This window comes from Microbacterium terrae (assembly GCF_017831975.1).
GTDB classification, from domain to species: Bacteria; Actinomycetota; Actinomycetes; order Actinomycetales; family Microbacteriaceae; genus Microbacterium; species Microbacterium terrae.
The window spans coordinates 1,194,086-1,217,201 of sequence record NZ_JAFDSS010000001.1 but is presented as its reverse complement, the minus strand read 5'-3'; the positions used below and the strand labels follow the sequence as shown (position 1 = coordinate 1,217,201).

The 23,116-nt window shown below is 70.6% G+C and carries 21 protein-coding genes; 5 read left to right on the top strand and 16 right to left on the bottom strand.

Going from position 1 to position 23,116, the window contains the following annotated elements; all coding sequences use genetic code 11:
* Positions 1 to 5 precede the first annotated feature (5 nt).
* Positions 6 to 3,524, bottom strand: coding sequence for a chromosome segregation protein SMC (smc, locus tag JOD63_RS05600; RefSeq protein WP_045276256.1), 3,519 nt, complete (start codon positions 3,522 to 3,524; stop codon positions 6 to 8).
* Between the two features lie 505 nt (positions 3,525 to 4,029).
* Between smc and JOD63_RS05595 the strand changes: the two genes are divergently transcribed.
* From JOD63_RS05595 to JOD63_RS05585, 3 genes are all read left to right on the top strand, one after another.
* Positions 4,030 to 4,275, top strand: a complete 246-nt coding sequence (locus JOD63_RS05595) for a hypothetical protein (protein WP_045276257.1) — start codon at positions 4,030 to 4,032, stop codon at positions 4,273 to 4,275.
* Between the two features lie 148 nt (positions 4,276 to 4,423).
* Positions 4,424 to 5,500: a GNAT family N-acetyltransferase gene (locus JOD63_RS05590; RefSeq protein WP_045276258.1), complete on the top strand. Its 1,077-nt coding sequence runs from the start codon at positions 4,424 to 4,426 to the stop codon at positions 5,498 to 5,500.
* The gene (locus tag JOD63_RS05585; protein WP_045276259.1) at positions 5,497 to 6,597 is read left to right on the top strand and encodes a GNAT family N-acetyltransferase; all 1,101 of its coding nucleotides are present in this window, start codon (positions 5,497 to 5,499) and stop codon (positions 6,595 to 6,597) included. The genes JOD63_RS05590 and JOD63_RS05585 overlap by 4 nt, the downstream gene beginning before the upstream one ends.
* 21 nt (positions 6,598 to 6,618) lie before the next feature.
* Here JOD63_RS05585 and mutM read toward each other — a convergent pair whose 3' ends face one another.
* The 6 genes from mutM to JOD63_RS05555 all read right to left on the bottom strand — a co-directional run bounded on the left by mutM (position 6,619) and on the right by JOD63_RS05555 (position 11,786).
* Positions 6,619 to 7,560, bottom strand: coding sequence for a bifunctional DNA-formamidopyrimidine glycosylase/DNA-(apurinic or apyrimidinic site) lyase (mutM, locus tag JOD63_RS05580; RefSeq protein WP_045276260.1), 942 nt, complete (start codon positions 7,558 to 7,560; stop codon positions 6,619 to 6,621).
* A complete protein-coding gene (gene rnc, locus JOD63_RS05575) occupies positions 7,553 to 8,254 on the bottom strand; it encodes a ribonuclease III (protein WP_211088060.1) in 702 nt (233 codons plus the stop codon). Before rnc ends, mutM begins: the two co-directional genes overlap by 8 nt.
* A 16-nt stretch (positions 8,255 to 8,270) precedes the next feature.
* Positions 8,271 to 8,480 carry a 50S ribosomal protein L32 gene (gene rpmF, locus JOD63_RS05570; protein WP_045276261.1) on the bottom strand — a complete coding sequence of 70 codons (210 nt, stop codon included), beginning with the start codon at positions 8,478 to 8,480 and terminating at the stop codon, positions 8,271 to 8,273.
* Positions 8,481 to 8,482: 2 nt separating this feature from the next.
* A complete protein-coding gene (locus JOD63_RS05565; protein ID WP_045276262.1) occupies positions 8,483 to 9,037 on the bottom strand; it encodes a YceD family protein in 555 nt (184 codons plus the stop codon).
* A gap of 63 nt (positions 9,038 to 9,100) precedes the next feature.
* Complete coding sequence (coaD, locus tag JOD63_RS05560) at positions 9,101 to 9,598, bottom strand: pantetheine-phosphate adenylyltransferase (RefSeq protein WP_045276263.1); 498 nt, start codon at positions 9,596 to 9,598, stop codon at positions 9,101 to 9,103.
* Between the two features lie 25 nt (positions 9,599 to 9,623).
* On the bottom strand, positions 9,624 to 11,786 hold the full coding sequence (locus JOD63_RS05555; protein ID WP_045276264.1) for an ATP-dependent DNA helicase RecG: 2,163 nt from the start codon (positions 11,784 to 11,786) through the stop codon (positions 9,624 to 9,626).
* Positions 11,787 to 11,840: 54 nt separating this feature from the next.
* On the opposite strand from JOD63_RS05555, the gene rsmD reads away from it, so the two are divergent.
* The gene (gene rsmD, locus JOD63_RS05550) at positions 11,841 to 12,413 is read left to right on the top strand and encodes a 16S rRNA (guanine(966)-N(2))-methyltransferase RsmD (RefSeq protein WP_045276265.1); all 573 of its coding nucleotides are present in this window, start codon (positions 11,841 to 11,843) and stop codon (positions 12,411 to 12,413) included.
* Here rsmD and JOD63_RS05545 read toward each other — a convergent pair.
* Positions 12,362 to 13,783 carry a serine hydrolase domain-containing protein gene (locus tag JOD63_RS05545; RefSeq protein ID WP_052682537.1) on the bottom strand — a complete coding sequence of 474 codons (1,422 nt, stop codon included), beginning with the start codon at positions 13,781 to 13,783 and terminating at the stop codon, positions 12,362 to 12,364. The two genes, rsmD and JOD63_RS05545, sit on opposite strands and share 52 nt — an antisense overlap.
* Positions 13,784 to 13,828: 45 nt before the next feature.
* A complete protein-coding gene (gene thiL / locus JOD63_RS05540; protein WP_045276266.1) occupies positions 13,829 to 14,821 on the bottom strand; it encodes a thiamine-phosphate kinase in 993 nt (330 codons plus the stop codon).
* 22 nt (positions 14,822 to 14,843) lie between these two features.
* Between thiL and JOD63_RS05535 the strand changes: the two genes are divergently transcribed.
* A complete protein-coding gene (locus JOD63_RS05535; protein ID WP_045276267.1) occupies positions 14,844 to 15,335 on the top strand; it encodes a DUF3515 family protein in 492 nt (163 codons plus the stop codon).
* Between the two features lie 33 nt (positions 15,336 to 15,368).
* On the opposite strand, the gene JOD63_RS05530 is transcribed toward JOD63_RS05535, so the two are convergent.
* The 7 genes from JOD63_RS05530 to JOD63_RS05500 all read right to left on the bottom strand — a co-directional run bounded on the left by JOD63_RS05530 (position 15,369) and on the right by JOD63_RS05500 (position 22,965).
* Positions 15,369 to 16,457, bottom strand: a complete 1,089-nt coding sequence (locus tag JOD63_RS05530) for a D-alanine--D-alanine ligase family protein (protein WP_084613592.1) — start codon at positions 16,455 to 16,457, stop codon at positions 15,369 to 15,371.
* Positions 16,357 to 17,493 (bottom strand): NAD(P)H-dependent glycerol-3-phosphate dehydrogenase, encoded by a 1,137-nt coding sequence (locus tag JOD63_RS05525; protein WP_045276269.1) that lies wholly within the window; start codon positions 17,491 to 17,493, stop codon positions 16,357 to 16,359. The genes JOD63_RS05530 and JOD63_RS05525 overlap by 101 nt, the downstream gene beginning before the upstream one ends.
* Complete coding sequence (locus JOD63_RS05520; protein WP_045276334.1) at positions 17,483 to 18,253, bottom strand: lysophospholipid acyltransferase family protein; 771 nt, start codon at positions 18,251 to 18,253, stop codon at positions 17,483 to 17,485. The genes JOD63_RS05525 and JOD63_RS05520 overlap by 11 nt, the downstream gene beginning before the upstream one ends.
* A complete protein-coding gene (gene murA / locus JOD63_RS05515; RefSeq protein WP_045276270.1) occupies positions 18,250 to 19,620 on the bottom strand; it encodes a UDP-N-acetylglucosamine 1-carboxyvinyltransferase in 1,371 nt (456 codons plus the stop codon). Before murA ends, JOD63_RS05520 begins: the two co-directional genes overlap by 4 nt.
* A 71-nt stretch (positions 19,621 to 19,691) precedes the next feature.
* Entirely contained in the window at positions 19,692 to 20,303 is a 612-nt protein-coding gene (gene leuD, locus JOD63_RS05510; protein ID WP_045276271.1) for a 3-isopropylmalate dehydratase small subunit, read from the bottom strand.
* 1 nt (position 20,304) lies between these two features.
* On the bottom strand, positions 20,305 to 21,762 hold the full coding sequence (gene leuC / locus JOD63_RS05505) for a 3-isopropylmalate dehydratase large subunit (protein ID WP_045276272.1): 1,458 nt from the start codon (positions 21,760 to 21,762) through the stop codon (positions 20,305 to 20,307).
* Positions 21,763 to 21,918: 156 nt separating this feature from the next.
* On the bottom strand, positions 21,919 to 22,965 hold the full coding sequence (locus JOD63_RS05500; protein WP_045276273.1) for a TerC family protein: 1,047 nt from the start codon (positions 22,963 to 22,965) through the stop codon (positions 21,919 to 21,921).
* Positions 22,966 to 23,116: the final 151 nt, after the last annotated feature.

The window sequence follows — 23,116 nt, the reverse complement described above, 5'->3', positions numbered from 1 at the left end:
TTCGGTCAGCTCGCCACGCGCTCGCCCACGCGCTGGCCGACGACGGCCGAGACGCCGTCCTGCCGCATCGACACCCCGTACAGGGCGTCGGCGATCTCCATCGTGCGCTTCTGGTGGGTGATGACGATGAGCTGGCTCGACTCCCGCAGCTGCTCGAACACCCCGAGGAGCCGCCCGAGGTTCGCATCGTCGAGTGCCGCCTCGACCTCGTCCAGGATGTAGAAGGGACTCGGCCGCGCCTTGAATATCGCGGTGAGCAGCGCCACCGCAGCCAGCGACCGCTCCCCGCCCGACAGCAGCGAGAGCCGCTCAATCTTCTTGCCGACGGGGCGCACCGCCACCTCGATGCCGGTCGTCAGCGGCGACTCGGGATCGGTCAGCGAGATCGATCCGGTGCCGCCGGGGAACAGGATCGGGAACACCTCCCCGAAGGCGACCTTCGTGTCTTCGAACGCGGCGAGGAAGATCACCTGCATGCGCTCGTCGAGCTCTTCGATGATCGTGAGGAGGTCGGTGCGCGTCTGGGTCAGGTCGGCCAGCTGCTCGGTCATGAACTTGTGCCGCTGCTCCAGGGCGGCGAACTCCTCGAGGGCGAGCGGGTTCACACGGCCGAGCTGGGTCAGCTTCCGCTCGGCCTCCTGGAGCCGCCGGCGCTGGGCGCTGCGCTCGTACGGCACTGTGGCGTCGTCGCCACCCACGTCAGCGGGAACGGCCTGATCCGGTCCATATTCCGAAACGAGAATGTTCTCATCGAGCCCCAGCTCGGAGGCGACCCGCTCGAGGAGCCCCGTGACGTGAAGCCGCTTCTCATGGATCTGCAGCTCGATGCCGTGCACGCTCTCGGTGAGACCGGCGAGACGCTCGCGCAGCGACGACTCGGTCGTGCGGAGCGCGCCGAGCTCCTCGGTGAGCGCGATGCGCGCGGACTCGGCCGCGGCGAGATCGACCCGCGCCTGCGACACCGAGCGGTCGATCGAATCGAGCAGCGCCGGCAGCTGGGACGACACGCCGGCGGCGATGTCGCGCTGCGCTCGGCGCACCACTGCCCGGCGCGCGGCCTCCGCCGCTGCCTCCTTCTCGCGTTCGCGCTGACGCATCAGCCCGGCCACGCGCGCCTCGCCGGCGCGGATGCGCTCGCGCAACGTCTCGACGTCGAGCCGGGAGCGCATCTCACCGTCGCGAGCCTCCTCGAGCGCGGCGAGCATGCCGTCGCGCGCGGAGGCGTCGAGGATCGGACGCGGCGCCTCCAGCGCCGTCGTCAGCTGATCGCCCGCTGAACGCGCTGCCGCCTCGGCATCCTCCACAGCCGACTCCGCCTGTGCGAGCCCGGCGGCGAGGCGGTCGCACTCCGCGACCGCGGCCTCGTGGCGCACCGTCGCCCGGTTGACCTGCTCGGTGTGGGCCGCGAGCGCGGCGTCGTGCTCGCGCAGTGCGGTCAATGCGTCCTTGGTGCGACGGCGGGCGCCTTCGAGCGCGGTCGTGGCATCGGTCAGCGCCTCGCGCAGCGAGTCGGCGACGACGATGATCTCGTCCCTGCGCTCGGCCGCGCCGTCGCGCTCCGCGGCGAGCTCGAGACGGGAGCGGCCCTCCCCCGATCCGGCGCGCACGGTGTACTCGGTGACGACCTCGCCGGCACGGGTGACCACGGTCACCGGGCCGCCCAGGTCGGCCGCGGCGAGAGCGGGTCCCGCGGCTGCGGCGGCGTCGAGGTCGTCGGCGATGAAGACGAAGGCGAGGATGCCGAGCACGCCCTCCGGGGCGGTCACGACGTCCTGCGCTGCGACGACTCCCGCAGGCGGCGACTGGCGCGGACGCATGGCGCCCGCGTCGGCGATCGCGATGTCGACGACGCCGAGGTCGCCCTCTCGCGCCGAGGCGGCGATGGCGTACGCCTCGTCGCGCGACCCGACGAGCACACCCTCCGCCAGTGGGCCGAGCGCCGCTGCGATGGCCGATTCGTAGCCTGCGGTGACCTTGATCGCGTCGCCGATGAGGCCACGCACGCCCAGCGCACCCTGCGCGACGATCTCGGCGGCGGCGTTCTTCACCTCGAGGGCCCGGCCGAGCGCCGAGGTCTGCGCGGTCAGCGCCTCCCGCTCGCGCTCGGCGGCATGCAGGCGCTCGCGGAGCGAGCCGACGGACGACTCTGCGTCGGTCGCCTCGCGCTGAGCACGCTCGTACGCGGCGGCGTGCTCGGCCGACGTGCCCTCGGGCACGAGATCGGGGTCGACGCCTCGCAGGGTCTCCTCCGTCTCGGCCCGCCGCGCGAGCGCAGCGTCGAGCGCCCGCTGCTGGCGCTCGACTGCCGCGCGCACGGCGGCCAGCGCCGAGTCGGCGGCCTCCGCCGAACCGCGCAGAGCCGTGAGCTTCATGTCGTGCTCCGATACGAGCGCACTCTGCGCAGCGATGTCGGAGTCGAGCGCGTCGAGCTCGGCGCGCGCGCGGATGACCTCGCGGGAGGCCTCGGCCGCCGCATCCTGCATCTCTCCGAGGCCGTCGGAGATCTCGTCGATCTCACCGCGGGCCTCGTCGATCATCGCCTGCGACACGGTGGTGAGCTCGAGCCGCTCGTCGGCGTCGGACTCTGCGAGCAGGGCCAGCCGCTGACCGGCGAGCGAGTACAGCGAGCGCACGCGCTCCTGCACCCGCTCCAGGCCGAACGCGGTGCGCCGGGCATCGTCGACGACCTCGGATCTCTGGTCGTTCTCGAGCTGCTCCACCCGCGCCCGGACGTTGTCGAGCTGATCCTGCAGCACCAGTCGCTCGGTGTGACGCTCCTGCTCGTTGCGCGCGTGATCGGCGAGCTCGGTGCGCAGCGCCACCAGCTCATCGGCCAGCAGCCGCGCCTTGGCGTCGCGGACGACCGCCGCGATCGTGGCCGCTTCGCGTGCGATCTCGGCCTGTCTTCCGAGGGGCTTGAGCTGACGGCGCAGTTCGCCCGCGAGGTCGCTCAGGCGCATGAGGTTGGCTTCCATCGCCTCGAGCTTGCGGAGCGTCTTCTCCTTGCGCCGGCGATGCTTGAGGATGCCGGCGGCCTCTTCGATGAAACCGCGGCGGTCCTCGGGAGTCGCCTGCAGCACGGCGTCGAGGCGGCCCTGCCCGACGATCACGTGCATCTCGCGGCCGAGGCCGGAATCGCTGAGGAGCTCCTGCACGTCGAGGAGCCGGCAGGTCTCGCCGTTGATGGCGTACTCGCTCGACCCGTTGCGGAAGAGCGTGCGACTGATGCTCACCTCGGAGTACTCGATGGGCAGTGCGCCGTCGCTGTTGTCGATCGTGAGCTGCACCTCGGCGCGGCCGAGGGGCCCACGTGTCGCCGTACCGGCGAAGATGACGTCTTCCATCTTGCCGCCGCGGAGAGTCTTGGCACCCTGCTCGCCCATCACCCAGGCGAGGGCGTCGACGACGTTCGACTTGCCCGAGCCGTTCGGGCCGACGATGCACGTCACCCCGGGTTCGAGAGCGAAGGTCGTCGGTTGGGCGAACGACTTGAACCCTTTGAGCGTCAGGCTCTTCAGGTGCATGGATGCAGCCTCCGCACGGTTCGACAGACGCCCATACGCTACCCGAGATTCCGCGTCTTTCCGCGCAGGCGGGCCGCGCGCGGATGAGCCCGTCCGCCATCGACCCGGCCGGCGCGACACGCCGGGAAGTCACCCGATTCTGGGAAATCACTTGACGTCACCCCAGTCGAGGGGATAGCGTCACTCTCCGCGTCCGAAGTTTGAGAAAGGAGATCCCCGATGATGCACATGACCACCACTGGTACCGCCGCTCTTGCCGGCGGCGCTGTGCGCGCGTTCGCACCGGGGATCGTCTCCTTCGGCGCAGGCCAGAACGCTCGCGTTCACACCGCCGTCTGATCCCCGCAGGGAAGGACTCTGCCCGCTTCCGGGCATGACCCTCCTGTGCCGCCCGTCTCCCGGGCATCGCGCACGATCCTGCCACCTCCCGCTGTGCTGCGGCACGGCCTCCCGCCCGAGCAACCGCGTCGGGCACCTCCTCCACCATGTGAAAGCGAGAACTGCCATGGAGCACTCTCTCCTCGCGCCGCAGCGCACCTCGGGGATCCCCGATACGCTGCGGCTGCCCAGCCGCGCCCCGCGCACCACGATCACCGACCGCATCGCCCTCAACGTGGGTCTGCGGCTGCTGATCTGGAGCACCCGCCCGTTCGACCACGAGCGCCAGTCGCGCATCGTGCACACCGAGGCAGCGCGCTCCGCGCGTGAGCACGCCTACCTGCGTGAGGCCATCCTCACGCCCAGTCGATGAGTCCCCGATGACCGCATCGACTTCCACAGCGGGGGCCGCCGACGACGTCCACACGTCGGCGGCTCCTCACCCGGGGTCCGCCGGCGCCGTCCACACGCCGGCGGACCCCCACCCTGAACCGAAGACGCAACGAACAGAAGGCTCCATCATGACCACTCCCGACGTCGAATTCCGGCCGCTCGCACTCCCGGAATCGGTCGACTCCCCCGATGCCGGCGACCTCCTCGAGATGGTGCACGTGCGCAACCTCGTCTATCGCGAGATCACCGGCCATGACGACGACGCCATGCCGGCCGACGAGCTGCTCCCGCACCTGCGCAGCAGCGAGTACGAGACCCGGAAGATGTGGATCGTGCTCGAGCACGGCCGCGTCATCGGCCGGGTCGGCGTGGACCTGCCGCTCGAAGAGGGGTCGAAGGTGGCCTTCTGGCTCATCGAGCTCCTCCGCGAAGCCTGGGGTCGCGGTATCGGCTCAGCCGCCTACGAGATCGTCGAGTCCTACGCCCGCGAGAACGGTCGGAGCGTGCTGCAGTCGTGGGCGCAGCATCCCACCGCCGACGGTCCCCGGCTCACCCCGCCGACGGGCTTCGGCGAGATCCCCGAAGACCACGCGGCCCGCTTCTATCTGCGTCACGGCTACTCGCTCGAGCAGATCGAGCGTGAGAGCGCCTTCGATCTGCTCGCCGGGTTCGGCGCGGTCGAGTCCCTGCTCGCGCAGGCCGAGGCGGCCTCGTCCGACTACCGCGTGCTGCAGTGGTTCGCCCCGACACCGGCCGAGTACGCCGACGGCTACGCGTGGATGAAGTCGCGCATGGCCACCGACGCACCGGCGGCCGCGATGGAGTTCGACGAGGAGACGTGGGATGCCGCGCGCATCGCCGAGCACGACGCCCGCTACACCGACGTCGGCCAGACCCTTCAGGTCACCGCCGCGCAGCACATCGCCACCGGCGAGCTGTGCGCGTTCAACGAACTGGTCGTCGGCAAGGACCGCACGACGGCGAGTCACCAGGAGGACACCCTGGTGCTGAAAGACCACCGCGGTCACAAGCTCGGCACCCTCGTCAAGTGCGCCGGGCTCATCTCGTGGCGGGCCCTCGTACCCGACTCGCCCCGTGTCATCACCTACAACGCAGAGGAGAACCGCCCCATGCTCGACATCAACGAGGCGATCGGCTTCGCCCCGATCGCGTACAACGGCGCGTGGAAGAAGGTGCTGTCATGACCGACATCCTCACGCAGAGCGCGCTGCGGATCACCCGCATCCCGGTGCCCGAGACGCTCGACTCCCCCGACGCGGCGCTGTTCCTCGAGATGGTCCGCATCGCGAATGCCGTCTGTCTCGCCGAGTCGGGCCACAACGACCTGTACGAGGAGCCGGGCGAGATGCTCGGGTTCTGGCAGGACCAGACCGACTGGACGCAGCTCGGCTTCGTCGCGCAGCGCGGTGACGACGTCGTCGGCGCGGTGAAGCTCATGACGGGCGCCCAGGGCGATTCCACCACGATCGAGTTCGACCTGATGGTCGAGCCCGAGCACCGGGGTGGCGGCATCGAAGAGGCCCTCCTCGCCGAGGTCGAACGCGAAGCACGCGAACGCGGGCGCAGCATCATCCAGACCTGGACGCTGCATCGCCCGGATGCCGGCGGGGAGCAGCTCGCTCCGCCCACGGGGTTCGGCTCGGTCCCCGCCGACGATTCGCAGACGCGGTTCCTCGTGCGATCGGGTTTCACCCTCGGGCAGGTCGAGCGCAACAGCGCCTTCGACCTGCAGGGCGACTTCTCGATCGTCGAGGAGATGCTCGCTGGGGCTCTCGCCGTCGCCGGAGACGAGTACGAGCTCGTCACCTGGACGGCGCCGACACCGCCCGAGTACCGCGACGGGTTCGCATACGCGATCTCGCGCATGTCGACGGACGCCCCCACCGGTGACACCGTCGTCGACGAGCAGCACTGGGACGCCGAGCGGGTCGAGCGCCGCGATGCGCGACTCGCCCGCCAGGGTCTGACCGTCTCGGTGGCGGTCGTCGTGCATCGGAGCACCGGTCAGGTGGCGGCGTACAACGAGCTCGTCATCGGCGAGGATCCCGAGGCGACGACGCACCAGTACGGCACCCTCGTGCTCAAGGAGCACCGGGGCCGGCGTCTCGGGACGATCGTGAAGTGCGCCAACCTGCTCCGCTGGCGCACCGTCGCACCCCGGTCGCCGAAGGTGTCGACGTTCAACGCCGAGGAGAACCGCCACATGCTCGGGATCAACGAGACGATCGGCTTCGTGCCGGTGACCTACGCAGGCGCCTGGAAGAAGACGCTCGACGGGTGAGGGCGCGGACGCGCGGCCGGTTCAGACCGCGCGTCCCCGCCTCCGCTGGCAGTACGCGCAGAAGTGGCTCGACCTGTTGGTGAACGACACCCGGACGATCGGACGCCCGCAGCGCGGGCACGCTTCACCGGTGCGGCCGTAGGCGTTCAGAGAGTGCGCGAAGTAGCCCGCCTGGCCGTTGACGTTCACGTACTGGGCATCGAAACTCGTGCCGCCCTCGGCCAGAGCCTTCTCGAGCACGTGCCGCACCTCGGCGAGCAGCCGGTGAGCGGCACGCGCCGAGAGTGCGCGTGCCGGAGTCTCGGGATGGATGCGGGCAGCCCACAGCGCCTCGTCGGCGTAGATGTTGCCGATGCCGCTCGCCACGGTCTGGTCGAGCAGCACGCGCTTGACGGCCGAGTCCTTGCGATCGAGCAGTGCGACGAACACGGCATCCGAGAACGCCGGGTCGAGCGGATCGCGTGCGATGTGCGCGACCTGCGAGGGAACGCGCGGATCGCTGCTCCCGAATCCGCCGGCAGCGCCGTCGTGGGTCGGCTGCAGGTCATCGAGCGCGAGGGAGCCGAACGTGCGCTGATCGGCGAACACGACGGCGAGTTCGCCGTGGACGGGATGCGACAGATCCAGCCGCACCCGCTCGTGGCGCTCGGCCGGCGCCCCCGGCGCGCGCAGCAGCATCTGCCCGCTCATGCCGAGGTGTCCGACGACGGCCTCCGGTCGCTGCGCCGCGTCGAGGCGCGCCGACTCGAGCGATGCGCCGTCGAGCGGCAGCCAGAGGAACTTGCCTCGGCGGACCGCTGCGGTGATGGTGCGACCGGTCAGTCTCCGCTCGAAGTCGACGCCGTCGCCGAGGTGGCGGGTGAGCGCGCGTTCGTCGGCGACGGTGACGCCCAGCACGGTCGCCCCCGTGACGGCGGTTGCGAGGCCGGAGCGGACGACCTCGACCTCGGGAAGTTCAGGCACCGGCGCTGAGCTGGTGCCAGGCGCCGAGGGCCGCCGCCATCTCGGCCTGCTTCTTGCTGGTTCCGACGCCGTCGGCGGCGAGTTCGCCGACCATGACCGTCGCGGTGAAGGTGCGGTCGTGGTCGGGGCCGGTCGCGACCACCGAGTACCGGGGAGGCTGCTCGCCGGCGCGCGCCGCGAGCTCCTGCAGCGCCGTCTTCGGGTCCATCGCGGCACCGTAGCGGTCGGGGTCGGCGAGGAGCGGCTCGACCAGGCGCAGCACGAGCGCGGTCGCGGCATCCGGACCGCTCGCGAGGTAGGTCGCCCCGAAGATCGCCTCCATCGTGTCGGCGAGGATCGAGTCCTTGTCGCGTCCGCCGGTGAGGTCTTCACCGCGGCCGAGCTTGAGGTACTCGCCGAGCCCGATCGTGCGCGCGATCTCCGCGAGTGCGACGGTCGACACGACGCCGGCGCGCCGCTTGGCGAGGGCGCCCTCATCGAGGTTCGGGTTCGCCGTGTACAGGCGCACGGTCACGGCCTGCCCGAGCACCGAGTCCCCGAGGAACTCGAGGCGCTCGTTGTGCGGGCCCTGGCCGTGCTCATAGGCCCACGAACGGTGGGTGAGCGCGAGCGACAGAAGCTCGGGGTCGATATCGACCCCGAGCTTCTGTGCGAGTGCATCGAGCGCAGTGCGCTCGTCAGCGATGTCTGTCACATCAAGCCGTGGAGGCTCAGACGTCAGCGACCTTGCGGCCCTTGTACTCGAGGAACAGCTCGGTGCCCTGCGAGTCGGTGACGACCTTCGCCTGGTGCGGACGGCTGTAGACGGTCTTGCCGTTCTCGACGGTCTTCACCAGAGTGGTGGGCTCCGCCTTCCACTGCGCGCGGCGCGAGCGGGTGTTCGAACGGGAGACCTTCCGCTTGGGGGGGTTACCTGCCATGACTAGCTCTCTTCTGTGTTCTCGACGCCGAGGCGCGGCGCATCGTCGTCGTGGTCTGTGGTGAAGTCCTGTAGCGCTGCCCAGCGTGGATCGAGGGCTTCGCGCTGCTGCGCCCCGGTGCTTTCGGCCAGCCGCTCACCCGTGACCGGATCAAGGCCGGGGCAATCCGGCTGACACACCGGCTGAAACGGGAGCGACAGGACGATCGCATCCCTGACCAGAGTTTCAAGATCCACGTGGTCGTCTTGAACCTCGAAGTCAGATGTTTCGTCACCAGGATACGCGAAAAGCTCCTGAAACTCGACTTCGACACCCTCCGCGATGTCTGTGAGGCATCGCCCGCAGACCCCGGAGTACGCCGTCTCGACCGATCCCGACGCGAGGATGCCCTCGTGGACGGACTCGAGACGCACGTCGATCCCGATGTTCTCGCCGGCCGGGACCGAAACGAGGCCCTCGCCCCACTTGTCGGGTGCGGGCGCGTCGATCTCGAACTCGCGCATCTCGCCGGCGCGGCGGACGATATCGATCACGGGGATGACGAAGGGTCCCGTCACATGCTTCCTGGCCACGATCCCCCATGCTAGTCGCCGCACGATGCCCCGGCGCCGCAGCGGAGATCAGATGTCGCGGGCGCCGGTGTCGAGGAAGCGGGCCACGGGCGCCGGCACGAACGGCGAGACGTCGCCGCCGAGGGCGGCGACCTGGCGCACGAGCGAGCTCGACACGAGCGCATGCGCGGGATCGGGGAGCAGGAACACAGTCTCGACGTGCGCGAGGTGACGGTTCACGATCGCCATCGGCGTCTCGTACGCGACGTCGACCTGCGAGCGGATCCCCTTGACGAGCACCCCTGCTCCGACGTCGGTCGCGTAGTCGACGAGGAGCCCCACGCTCCACGACGCCACGACGACATCCCCCTCGATCCCGCCCTCGGCGATCGACTGCTCCAGAAGCGTCAGCCGCTGGGCGATGGGGAGCATCGCCTCCTTGCCGGGGTTGTGCACGACGAGCACGTGGAGCTGGTCGTACAGCGCCGCGGCGCGGCGGATGACATCGAGGTGACCGAGGGTCGGCGGGTCGAACGACCCGGGCACGACGGCGACTCTGCTGCTCATGCCGCCAGCCTATCGGCCGGGTCGGTCAGCTCCGGCCGAGAGCCGCGCGCTCGTCGGTGCCGACGCGCCGCTCGATCGCGGCTGCGAGACCCGGGTGACGGGTGAGCGCCGGGTCGGCGTCGAGCACCGCCTCGGCCGCCACCCGGGCGCCGGCGATGAGGTCGGCGTCGGTCACCACCCGGAGCAGTCGCAGCGACGTGCGCGCTCCCGACTGCGCGTCGCCGAGCACGTCTCCCTCGCCGCGCAGCTCGAGGTCGACTTCCGCGAGGGCGAAGCCGTCGAGGGTCGCGGCGACCGCGTCGACGCGCTCGCGCGCCGAGCTGCCGGGGAGCGTCTCGGTGACGAGCAGGCAGAGGCCCGGCACCCCGCCGCGGCCGACACGCCCGCGCAGCTGGTGCAGCTGCGAGACGCCGAACCGGTCGGCTTCGAGGATCGCCATCGTCGAGGCGTTCGGCACGTCGACACCGACCTCGACGACCGTGGTCGCCACCAGCACGTCGACCTCGCCGCGGGCGAAGGCCTGCATCACGGCATCCTTCTGATCCGACGGCATCTTGCCGTGCAGCATCTCGACCCGGATGCTCTCGTACGACGGCATCCGCGAGAGCATCTCGGCGACCTGCACGACCCCCCACCGCGTCCGCGGCGGGGCGGCGCCGTCGTCGGTGGGCGGCTCGTCGGCGGTGTCGTCCTTCGTGAGCGCCTCGGCGTCGATCGCCGCGCACACGACGAATGCCTGGCGGCCGAGAGCCACCTCCTCGGCGATGCGGTCCCACACCCGGGCGAACCAGGCCGGACGCTCGGCCACCGGTGCGACGAAGGTCTCGATCCCCGCGCGTCCGCTCGGCATCGTGCGGATCGTCGACACGTCGAGGTCGCCGAACACCGTCATCGCGACCGTGCGCGGGATCGGAGTGGCCGTGAGCACGAGCGCGTGCGGCGACGTGCCCTTCGCCCGGAGCGCCTCGCGCTGCTCGACCCCGAAGCGGTGCTGCTCGTCGACGACCACGAGCCCGAGGTCGGCGAAGGTCGTGCTGTCGCTGAGGAGCGCGTGGGTGCCCACGACGATGCGCGCCTGGCCGGACGCCGCGCGCAGCGCCGCCTTGCGCCGCTCCGCAGCGGAGAGCTGCCCGGTGAGGAGCGTCGGCATGAGCTCGGGCGCGAGCTTCGGCCCGAGCATCCGTGCGATCGAGCGCAGGTGCTGGGCGGCGAGCACCTCGGTCGGCGCGATGAGGGCGGACTGCCCGCCGCTCTGCGCGACCTGCAGCATCGCGCGGAGCGCGACGAGCGTCTTGCCCGAGCCCACCTCGCCCTGGACGAGGCGGTTCATCGGCCAGTCGGCCTGCAGATCTGCGGCGACCTGCGCACCGACCGACTGCTGGTCGGGTGTGAGCGAGAACGGAAGTGCCGCGTCGAACTCCTCGAGGAGGGTGCCCGGAGCCCGGCGGGTCGCCGACAGCGAGCGCACGAACGCGCGCTGCTGCAGCAGCGCGGCCTGCAGCACGAACGCCTCGTGCATGCGCAGCGTGGAGCGCGCCTGATCGATCTGCTCGAAGTAGTCCGGCCGATGGATGCGCTCGATGGCCGCACGCGCGTCGAGCAGGCCCTCGCTCTGCCGGAGGTCGTCGGGAAGGGGGTCGGGTACCTCGCCGAGCACATCGAGCACGATCGCGATGATCTTGGTGAACTGCCAGCTCGCCACGGTGCTCGTGGCGGGATAGATCGGGATCGGGAGGTTCGCGTTCGCCTCGGCGGTCAGCCGTGCGGTCGCCTCGTCGTCGAACAGCTCGTAGTCGGGGTTCGCGAGCTGCTTCGCGCCGCGATACTCGCCCACCTTCCCCGCGAAGATGCCGCGGCGCCCGGGCTGCAGGTCTTTGAGGCGCCACGGCTGATTGAAGAACGTGAGCGAGAGGTCGCCGTTGCCGTCGCTGATGACCACCTCGAGGAGCGAACCGCGGCGGTTCTGCATCCGTCGCTCGCTCGCCCGTTTGACCTCGGCGACGATGGTCACCGCTTCGCCGATCGGCAGCGACGAGATCTGCGTGAGCTCTCCGCGGCGGGCGTAGCGCCGCGGATAGTGCGAGACCGCGTCGCCGACCGTCTGCATGCCGAACGCCCGCTCGAGCACCTTGGCGGTCTTGTCGCCCACAGCCGCCGTCAGGCGCGATTCGAGCGTGAGCGAAGACATGCGACGAGTCTATGAGCGCGCGCCGACGCTCGACGCGGCCAGTATCGTGGGCGTGTGACGCGCATCATCGCAGGGCGGGCGGGCTCCATCCCGCTGCAGGTTCCGGATGCCGGAACACGTCCGACGAGCGACCGCGTGCGCGAGTCGCTGTTCGGCGCCCTCGAGTCGGCCGACGCCCTCCGCGGTGCGGTCGTCCTCGACCTGTACGCCGGGTCGGGTGCGCTCGGTCTCGAGGCGCTCAGCCGGGGCGCCGCTTCCGCGGACCTCGTCGAGCGCGCGCCGAAGGCCGCCGCGATCGTGCAGCGCAACTCCGACAAGGTGGCGCGTTCGGTCGGACCGCAGGCGACGGTGCGGGTGCACAAGGCGAGCGCCGACGCCTTCCTGCGCACGGCGCGCGGGCCCTACGACCTGGTGTTCCTCGACCCGCCCTACGACCTCGGCGACGACGAGCTCGCGGCGACGCTCGCCCTCCTGGGTCCGCTCCTCGCCGACGGCGCGCATGTCATCATCGAGCGGGCCCACCGCTCCCCCGAACCGGCGCTGCCGGAGGGACTGGTCGCCACCCGCACGAAGCGCTACGGCGACACCGTGCTCTGGTGGGCACGTGCGGAGTCGTCGGACGCCTGAGGGTCGAGCGGATCGCCCTGCCAGACGTCGGGGCCGTCGAATCCGACGTCCTGCGTGATCGTCAGCCGCCCGGACGCGCCGATCCGCAGCGTGAACGTGGGTGCGTCCTGAAGGGGCCGCACGTCGATGCGGATCTCGTCGCCGTGCTTCCCGCCCGCAATCGCGACCCGGTCGCCGAACCACGCCGGATACCCGTCGGCGTCGGTGACCGTCAAAGCACCCGTCGACCAGCGGTCGGGCTCGCAGTCGAAGCGCACGCCGTCGACCCACATGGCGCCGGGTGCGAGGCGCAGCCGCGCGATCGGTCCCGCGTACGCGTACTCGACATCACCCGCGACCCGTTCCCCACCCGGCGTCGGGATCGATCGCCGCGGCGCAGCCGACGGGATCGGCGAGGCGCCGGGGCCGCCGGGGTCGCCGGGGTCGCCCGGTCCGAGGGCGGGCAGGAGCACCTGCCAGATCGCATCGAGCACCGCCCCCATGTCTGCGGTTCCTCCGGTGACGACGACGACGCACTCCTGCTCGGGCATGATCACGACGAACTGGCCGAAGGCACCGTCGGCGCGGTACGCGCCGTGCCGGCACCGCCAGAACTGGAAGCCGTACCCCTGGGCCCAGTCGCCGTCGTCGTCGTCGCTGCGGTTCGCGATCTGCTTCGAGGTGGCGGCGGCGATCCACTCGGCGGACACCAGTCGGCGCCCCCGCCAGACCCCGCCGGCACGCAGCAGTTCGCCGAACACGGCAAGCTCCTCGGGGCGGAGCATCAGCCCGAAGCCTCCGGCATCGACGCCAGTGGGGCTCTGCAGCCAGAACGGCCGCGCGAAGCCGAGCGGCTCGAACAGGCGCGGCCAGAGGTACTCAGTGAGCGTGCTGCCGGTCGTGCGCTGCACGATCTCGGACAGGAGGTAGGTCGCCGCGGTGTTGTACACGAACCTCGAACCCGGCTCGAGCTGCGTGTCGACGGCCAGCGTCTCGCGCGCCCAGTCGCCGCCGTCGAATTCGGGCTCCGTCTCGTGCCCGGTCGACATCGTCAGCAGGTGCCGAACGCGCATCGCCGAGAGACGCGACGACGGATGCTGCGGCGCGGCGCCCGGCAGCAGGTCGAGCACGGTGTCGTCGAGGCCGAACGCACCCTCGTCGATCGCGAGGCCGACCGCCACCGCCGTGAAGCTCTTGCTCACCGAGTACAGCGCGTGGGCGGACCCGCGCTCGTAGGGGTGCCACGTCGTCTCGGCGATCACGTCACCGCGTCGGAGCACCATGAGCGTGTGCGTGCCCCCGAGGGCGTCGAGCGCACCGGTGAGTCGGTCGAGGGCCTCGGGAGGAACACCCTGCGATTCGGGAGCGGCGCGCGGCAGCAGGTCGGTCACGCGATCACCCTACGCCGGGCCCCGACTCCGCCGCCCTGCACGGGCTCAGCCGGTGCCGGCATCCCAGTCCCGGTACGGATCCCACCCGCCCCGACCGGTGAACGGCCGATCGTCGACGAGGACGGACGCCTCGCCCCGGGCGCGCACCTCGCCGATCACCCGGAACCCGGCGGGAAGCGACTCGGCAGCGCCGAAGGTCGCGAGCAGCGCATGGTCCTCGCCGCCGGTGAGGGCCGACGCCGGGTCGGCGCCGAGAGACGCGGACGTCAGGGCGACGCTGACACCCGAGGCGTCGGCGAGACGCGTCGCATCGAGCACCAGTCCGTCCGAGACGTCCATCATCGCCGTCGCTCCGTGGCGACCGGCATCGGCGCCCAGCGCCACAGGAGGCTCCGGTCGCAGCTGCGCGGCGAGGTCGACGCGCTCCGCAGCCGACAGCGCGGAATGGTCGACCGCGACCGGCGAGCCGTCCGCATCGGTGAAGCGCGAGAACAGCAGTCCGAGCCCCCGGCCCGCGGCGCCGAGCGCACCGGCGACGGCGACGACGTCTCCCGGGCGGGCGCCGGAGCGCAGCACGGGTGAGACGTCCGCATCGAGCGCGCCGAGCGCCGTCACGGCGAGCGTGAGCGTGTCCGACACGGTGAGGTCGCCTCCTTCGACTGCGCAGCCGGGCGCGAGGGCGTCGCACGCCGCACGCAGTCCGTCGGCGATCCCCTCGACGAACGACATCCGCGTGTCGTCCGGCATCGCGAGGGCCACGAGGAGCGCCGTCGGGCGTGCGCCCATCGCTGCGACGTCGGCGAGATTCACCGCCGCGGCCTTCCAGCCGAGGTCGAACGCGCTCGACCAGGCGAGACGGAAATCCGGACCGTGCACGAGGGTGTCGACCGTCGCGACCACGCGTCCGCCCGGGGCTGCGAGCACCGCCGCGTCGTCACCCGGGCCCACCGCGGCGTGCGACGGGCCGACACGCGCGAGGATGCCGGCGAGGATCCGACCCTCGGACAGTTCGCCGACCGTGGGATCAGGAGCGCTCATCCCTCCACGGTAGCCTGGAGGGGTGTCCCGAGCCCGCCGCATCCTCGCCGTCCTGCTCGCCGGAACCGCCCTCGCCGCCCTCACCGGGTGCACGTCCACGGTCACCGGCATGCAGGCGGCGCCCGCGTCGAACGACCCGGCCTGCGCCGACGTCATGGTGCGGCTCCCCGACGAGGTCGACGGCCAGGCCCGACGCTGGACCGACGCTCAGTCGACCGGCGCCTGGGGCGACCCCGCCGCCGTCCTGTTCACCTGCGGGATCGATCCCCTGGGTCCGACGGAGCTCCCCTGCCAGAGCGTCGGCGGGGTGGACTGGGTGATCGACGACGCCGAAGCGCCCCGGTATCGGGTCACCACCTACGGGCGTGAGCCCGCGGTCGAGCTGTACCTCGACAACGACGTGGTCTCGAGCGCCGCGGTGCTCGACTCCCTCTCGCGACTCGTGTCGCTGCTCCCCGAGGACGGCTCGGCCTGCCTCGACCGCGCAGACGCCGACGCCGCTGCGGGCGACTGAGCCGCCCGCGTTCCTCGCCGCGGCGGCGCCGGGTCAGGCGGCCTGCTCGAGCGCCGTATCGACGAGCTCGGAGATCAGCTCGGGGTAGGTCATCCCCGACGCGATCCAGCACTTCGGGAACATCGAGATCGGGGTGAACCCCGGCATCGTGTTGATCTCGTTGACGAAGAACTCGGTGCCGGTGAAGAAGAAGTCCACGCGCGACAGGCCTTCGCCGCCGACCGCCTCGAACGCGCGGGCGGCGATCCGCTGCATCTCCGCGAGCTCGCCGTCGTGCAGCTCGGCGGGGCACACCAGGTCGATCCCCGGCGCACCGAGATACTTCGCCTCGAAGTCGTAGAACTCGCGCCCGGTGACGACGATCTCGCCGGCCACGCTCACGCGCGGCTCAGCGCCGCCCCGACCGGGGAGCACGCCGCACTCGACCTCGCGCCCGACCACGCCCTGCTCGACGAGCACCGACGAGTCCTCCGCGAAGGCGACGTCGAGCGCAGTGTCGAGCTCCGCCCAGTCCGACACCTTCGACACGCCGACGCTCGACCCTGCACGGTTCGGCTTGACGAACACGGGCAGACCGAGTCCCCGCATCCGGCGATCCCAGAGCTGACGATCCCGGTCGAGATCGGCGCGCGTCACGGTCACCCACGGCACGACGGGCACTCCGGCCGCCTTGAGCACGCTCTTCGTCGCGTGCTTGTCCATGCCGATCGCCGACATGAGCACCCCGGCGCCTGCATACGGGATGCCGAGGAGCTCCAGCATCCCCTGTATCGTCCCGTCCTCGCCGAACCGCCCGTGCAGGATCGGCAGGACCACGTCGACGTCGCCGAGCGAGCGCACGCCGTCGGCGTCGGAGACGCGCAGCTCGCGCGTGAGCGTCGAGTCCGGCCAGAGCACGCGGGTGCCGTTGTCGACCACCTCGGGAAGACGCTCGGCATCGAGGGCGAACTTGTCGGGGTCGTCGTCCTCGAGGACGAACGCACCGTCGCGGGTGATGCCGATCGGGATCACCCGATAGCGGTCACGGTCGATCGCCCGCAGCACCCCGCCCGCCGTTGCGGAACTGATCGAGTGCTCGCTGGATCGACCGCCAAAGAGCACCGCCACCGCCGGCCTGTCCATTGTTCGTCCTCTCCCCCTGGGGGGTGTCGTCGTCCGTCGTGAGATGCGGGGCGATGTCGCGCGGGTCCATCGTGCCGTCGAGCACCATCTTCACCTGCTGAACGATGGGCATCTCGACGTCCACCTCCCGCGCGAGCTGCAGGATCGGCGCCACCGACGCCAGCCCCTCGGCTGTCTGGTTCATCTGCTTGACGACGTCGTCGAAGCGGTATCCCTGGCCGAGCAGCCGCCCGGCGGTGTTGTTGCGACTGAGCGGCGACTGGCACGTCGCGATGAGGTCTCCGAGGCCCGCGAGTCCCTGCAGCGTCTCGGGCTGGGCGCCGAACGCGACGGCGAAGTCGGTCATCTCGACGAGTCCGCGCGTGATGATCGACGCCTTGGTGTTCTCGCCGTAGCCGACGCCGTCGACGATGCCGATCGCGACGGCGATCAGGTTCTTCAGCACCCCGCCGAACTCCGTGCCGATCACGTCGGTGTTGACGAACGTGCGGAAGTAGCGGTTGCGTGCGAGGCGCGCGACCGCCTCCGCCGTCTCCTGGCTCGTCGACGAGATGACCGCGGCAGTGGGCTGCTCGCGCGCGATCTCGAGCGCGAGGTTCGGGCCCGACGCCACGGCGATGCGCGCCGGATCGCAGTGCAGCTCCTGCTCGATGACCTGGCTCATCCGCAGGCCGGTGCGACGTTCGACGCCCTTCATCAGCGAGACGATGGGAACCTCCGACGCCGAGACGAGCGGCCGGACCGCCTTGAGGTTCTCCCGGACCGCCTGGCTCGGGATCGACAGGAAGACCTGGTCCGCTCCCTCGAGCGCCTCGGAGAGGTGATGCGTCGCCGACATGCCGCGCGGCAGGTTGATGCCGGGGAGGTACTCGCTGTTGCGCTTGGCCTGGTGGATCTCGTTCGCGAGCTCGGGGCGGCGGGCCCACATGACGACATCGGCGCCGCCGTCGGCGAGGATCTTGCCGAACGTGGTGCCCCAGCTGCCGGCTCCGACGACGGCGACGCGGGGACGAGCTGGTTCCTGTCTACGACTCAAGGCGCCCCGTCTCTCTCTGGCCGTGGTCGGCCGGGTTCCAGCGCTCGGCCGGAGCGGCCTCGCCGCGGAGCTGCCCGAGGAGCCCCGACACGTCGGCCATCAGCTCATCGGTCGCCGAGACGAGGGCCGCCGGCGACGGCGACGTCCCGAAGCGACCGGAGAGGTCGATGGGATCGCCAATGAGCACCCGCACGCGGCGGCGCAGCGGCCAGAGCTTGAGCTTGCCGTAGCGCGGGAGCACCTGCTGCGCGCCCCACTGCGCCATCGGGATGAGCGGGATGCCGCCCGCCGCCGCCAGGCGAACGGCGCCGGTCTTGCCGCGCATGGGCCAGAGGTCGGGGTCGCGGGTGAGCGTGCCCTCGGGATAGACGATGACCCCGCGGCCGTGGCGCACGAGCGTCTCGGAGGCCTCGAGGGTCGCGCGGGCCGCCGAAGCGGAGGTCGAGCGGGCGACGGGCACCATGCCGGTGACGCGGAGCGCCCAGCCGAGCACCGGAACGCGGAACAGGCTCTCCTTCGCCATGAAGCGCGGGGCGCGGCCGGCCCGCCACACGGCGACGGCGACGACGAGCGGGTCGATCTCGCTCGCGTGGTTGGGTGCCACGACGTACGCGCCCTCGCGGGGCAGCTTCTCGGCGCCCTCGACCTCGATCTTGAAGATGATCCCGACCAGCGGCACGACGACGGCAGCCAGCGCCCAGAAGACGCTGGGCTTCGTCTTCTCGGCGGAGGCGCGGACCCGGTTTCGCGCCACGGTCAGTCGACGACGTCGAAGTCGGCGCCGAGGGCGTCGAGCTTGGCGAAGAACTTCTCGTAGCCGCGGCGGATGATGCCGACGTTGCGCACGGTCGACTCGCCCTCGGCCGCGAGAGCCGCGATCACATAGCTGTATCCGCCGCGCAGGTCGGGCACCTCGACGTCGGCAGCGTGCAGCGGGGTCGGCCCCGTGATGACGGCGGCCTGCTCGAGCGCCCGACGGGGAACGCGGCGATCCGGCGCGTCGATGCCCTGCGGATGCACGACGATGTCGGCGCCCATCTGGTTGAGGGCCTGGGTGAACCCGAGGCGGTTCTCGTACACCGTCTCGTGCACCGTCGAGCGGCCTTCGGCCTGAGTGAGCGCGACGATGAGCGGCTGCTGCCAGTCGGTCATGAAGCCGGGGTGCACGTCGGTCTCGACGACGACGGGCTTGAGCGCGCCGCCGCGACGGAACTGGATGCCGTCCTCGCGCACGTCGAACCACCCGCCCGCCTTGCGGAAGACGTTGAGGAACGTCAGCATCTCCTGCTGACGAGCGCCGCCGACGAAGATGTCGCCGTCGGTGGCCAGCGCGGCGCACGCCCACGAAGCCGCCTCGTTGCGATCGAAGATCGCGCGGTGGTCGTACCCCTGGAGCGTGTCGACACCCTCGATGAGGATGACGCGGTTCGGCTCGTAGGAGATGATCGCGCCCATCTTCTGCAGCACCGCGATGAGGTCCATGATCTCGGGCTCGATCGCGGCGTTGCGAAGCTCGGTCGTGCCGCGCGCCTTCACGGCCGTGAGAAGCACCTGCTCGGTGGCCCCGACGCTCGGGTACGGCAGGTCGATGTTCGCACCGTGGAGCCCGCCCGGGGCGGTGATGCGGATCCCCTCATAGCTCTTGTCGACGACCGCACCGAAGGCGCGCAGCGCGTCCATGTGGAAGTTGATCGGCCGGTCGCCGATGCGGCAACCGCCGAGATCGGGGATGAGCGCCTCGCCGAGCAGGTGCAGCAGCGGGCCGCAGAACAGGATCGGGATGCGCGATGCACCGGCGTGCGCGTCGATCTCCTCGAAGTGCGCGGCGACGGCCCCGCTCGGATCGAGGTGGAAGGTGCCTTCCTCCTCGCCGTCGACCACGGTGACGCCGTGCACCTCGAGGAGGGAGCGGACGACCTGCACGTCGCTGATGTCGGGGACGTCGCGCAGGGTGCTGGCCGTCTCACCGAGGAGAGCGGCCACCATCGCCTTGGTGACCAGGTTCTTCGCGCCCTTGACCTCGACGCGTCCGGTCAGCGGTCGTCCGCCGCGGATGGCGAGCGTTTCACCGGTCATCCCCTTCTCTCCTGCCTGTGCGTTCGGCGTCTCACTGAGAAGCGACTTCATCCGGTGGACCTCACTTGTGTCTTTCGAGGGTGGCTGGCAGAGCGGCGCCCGGGTGGGGCGCGTCTGCATTCTTACGTGGCGCTCGCGGCCGGAACCGGGAGGGTGCGGGGCCGCCATGCCTCGCGACGTGCCTCGAACTGCGCGATCTTGTCTTCCTCGCGCAGCGTGAGCCCGATGTCGTCGAGCCCTTCGAGAAGCCGCCACCTAGTGTAATCATCGATGTCGAAGCCGACCTCGAGCTCGCCGATCCGTGCGCGTCGCGCCTCGAGATCGACCGTCATCGAGATTCCGGGCTCGGCGTCGATCGCCGCCCAGATCGCTTCGAGGTCTGCCTCGGAGATGACGCCCGTCACCAGGCCCTGCTTGCCCGAGTTGCCACGGAAGATGTCGGCGAACTTGGTGCTCAGCACGACCGCGAATCCGTAGTCGCGCAGCGCCCAGACGGCGTGCTCCCGGCTCGATCCGGTGCCGAAGTCGGGGCCGGTGACGAGGATGCTCGCGCCCGCGAACGCCGGCTGGTTGAGCACGAACTCGGGATCCTGCCGCCAGTTCGCGAACAGGGCATCCTCGAAGCCCGTCTTCGTGACCCGCTTGAGGTAGACGGCGGGGATGATCTGATCGGTGTCGACGGCCGAGCGCTTCAGTGCCGCGGCGACACCGGTGTGGGTTGTGAACTTCTCCATGTCAGGCCTCGACCTTCTCGCGCGCGGGCAGATCGGACGGGCTGGCGAGGTGGCCGAGCACCGCCGTGGCCGCGGCGACCAGCGGTGAGACGAGGTGCGTGCGCCCGCCCTTGCCCTGGCGACCCTCGAAGTTGCGGTTGCTCGTGGAGGCGCACCGCTCCCCCGGCGCCAGCTGGTCGGGGTTCATGCCCAGGCACATCGAGCACCCGGCGAACCGCCACTCGGCGCCGAAGGCTTCGATGACCTTGTCGAGACCCTCGGCCTCGGCCTCGAGGCGCACGCGTGCCGAACCGGGCACGACCATGACGCGCACGCCGTCGGCCTTGGTGCGGCCCTCGATGACCGAGGCGAACGCGCGCAGGTCCTCGATGCGGCTGTTGGTGCACGAGCCCATGAACACGGCGTCGACGGGGACGTCCTTGAGCGGCGTGCCAGGCACGAGGTCCATGTACTCCAGCGCCCGCTCGGCGGCGGCGCGCTCGTTGGGGTCGGCGAAGTCGGCGGGGGTCGGGACGGTGCCCGAGAGCGACACGCCCTGCCCCGGGTTGGTGCCCCACGTCACGAACGGCTCGAGCTCGGCGGCATCCAGGAACACCTCGGCGTCATAAACGGCGCCCTCGTCGCTCGGAAGCGTGCGCCAGTAGGCGACGGCGTCGTCCCAGTCCTGGCCGGTCGGCGCGTGATCGCGGCCCTTGACATAGGCGAACGTGGTCTCGTCGGGGGCGACCATGCCCGCGCGGGCGCCGGCCTCGATCGACATGTTGCACACCGTCATGCGCCCCTCCATCGAGAGGCTGCGGATCGCGCTCCCGCGGAACTCGAGCACGTAGCCCTGTCCGCCGTTGGCGCCGATCTTGGCGATGATGGCGAGCACCACGTCCTTGGCGGTCACGCCGGGCCGCAGGTCACCCTCCACGGTGATGGCCATCGTCTTGAACGGCTTCAGCGGCAGCGTCTGCGTGGCCAGCACGTGCTCGACCTCGCTCGTGCCGATGCCGAACGCCATCGCGCCGAAGGCGCCGTGGGTCGAGGTGTGGCTGTCGCCGCACACGACGGTGATGCCGGGCATCGTGAGACCGAGCTGCGGGCCCACGACGTGGACGATCCCCTGCTCCTTGTCGCCCAGGGAGTGCAGACGCACCCCGAACTCCTCGGCATTGCGACGCAGCGTCTCGATCTGGGTCCGGCTGGTGAGATCGGCGATCGGCTTGTCGATGTCGAGCGTCGGGGTGTTGTGGTCCTCTGTGGCGATCGTGAGGTCGAGGCGGCGCACCGGGCGCCCCTCGGCGCGGAGGCCGTCGAAAGCCTGCGGGCTCGTCACCTCGTGAACCAGGTGCAGGTCGATGTAGATCAGATCCGGCTGTCCGTCCACGCCCTTGACGACCAGATGGTCGTCCCACACCTTCTCGGCGAGGGTACGGGGGCGGTCGGGGATGCCGGGCACGTCGGTTGTGGTCATTGCTCTGTCGTTCTCCTCGAGAGGGGGATCAAGCCCGCGAAAGACTCCGCGACGAGAAGGCCTGGGGACTAGGACTCGTCGCGGCCGCTAAGGAGGAGGCGAGCGATCAGCACGGGCCAAGGCTACCACCGGCTCGCGGCAGCCCGGCCCGATGCGTCAGACCGTCGGCGGCGTGCCCTTCTCCTCGGCGACGGCCTCGGCGGCCTCCAGCGGCGTCGCGGCGCGCTTCTCACGGCCGGCCGCGATGAGGCTGGCGACCGTGGCCACGGTCATCGCGATCACGATGACCGCGAGCGAGGTCCACGTCGAGATCTCGGGCGCCCATTCGATGTGCTCGCCGTTGTTGATGAACGGCAGCTCGTTGACGTGCATCGCGTGGAACACGAGCTTCACGCCGATGAAGGCGAGGATGAACGCGATGCCGTAGTGGAGGTATCGGAGGCGGTCGAGGAGGTCGCCCAGCAGGAAGTAGAGCTGGCGCAGACCCATCAGCGCGAAGAGGTTCGCCGTGAACACGATGAACGGGCTCTGGGTGATCCCGAAGATCGCCGGGATCGAGTCGATCGCGAACAGCAGGTCGGTGACGCCGATCGCCGCGAAGACGATGATCATCGGCGTGAACATCTTCTTGCCGTCGACGATCGTGCGGATCTTCGCGCCGTCGTAGTGGTCGCTGATGTCGATGGTGCGGCGCAGCAGACGCACGACGAAGTTCTCCTGCTTCACGTCGTCGTCGTGGTCGCCGCCCGGAAACGCCTGGCGGATCGCGGTCCACACCAGGAAGGCGCCGAAGATGTAGAACACCCAGCTGAACTGCTCGATGATCGCGGCGCCGGCCAGGATGAACAGGCCGCGCAGCACCAGCGCGATGATGATGCCGACCATCAGCACCTCCTGCTGATAGCGGCGCGGCACCGCGAACTGCGTCATGATCAGCACGAAGACGAAGAGGTTGTCGATCGACAGGCTGTACTCGGTCAGCCAGCCGGCCACGAACTGGCCGGCGTACTCGGGCCCGGCGAACAGCCACATGAGGCCGGCGAAGATGAGCGCCAGCGTGACGTAGAACACCACCCAGAGGGTGGACTCCTTCGTCGACGGGATGTGCGGGCGCTTGAGGATCAGCAGCAGATCGGCGATCAGGATCAGGGTGAGGATCACGAGGGATCCGATTTCGAACCACAGCGGGAGTTCGAGGTCCATGGAGGGCCTTTCGAAGGGGACGTACGAGGGGTCGGTCGGTGCCGAAAGTCTCTCCCCGCGGGCCGATCGGCCTGCGTCGCACACCCGGGGTCGCGTAGTCGGGACCCGTGATGACGGATGCGCGAAGAACGGGATACTCCCTCTCGCTCGG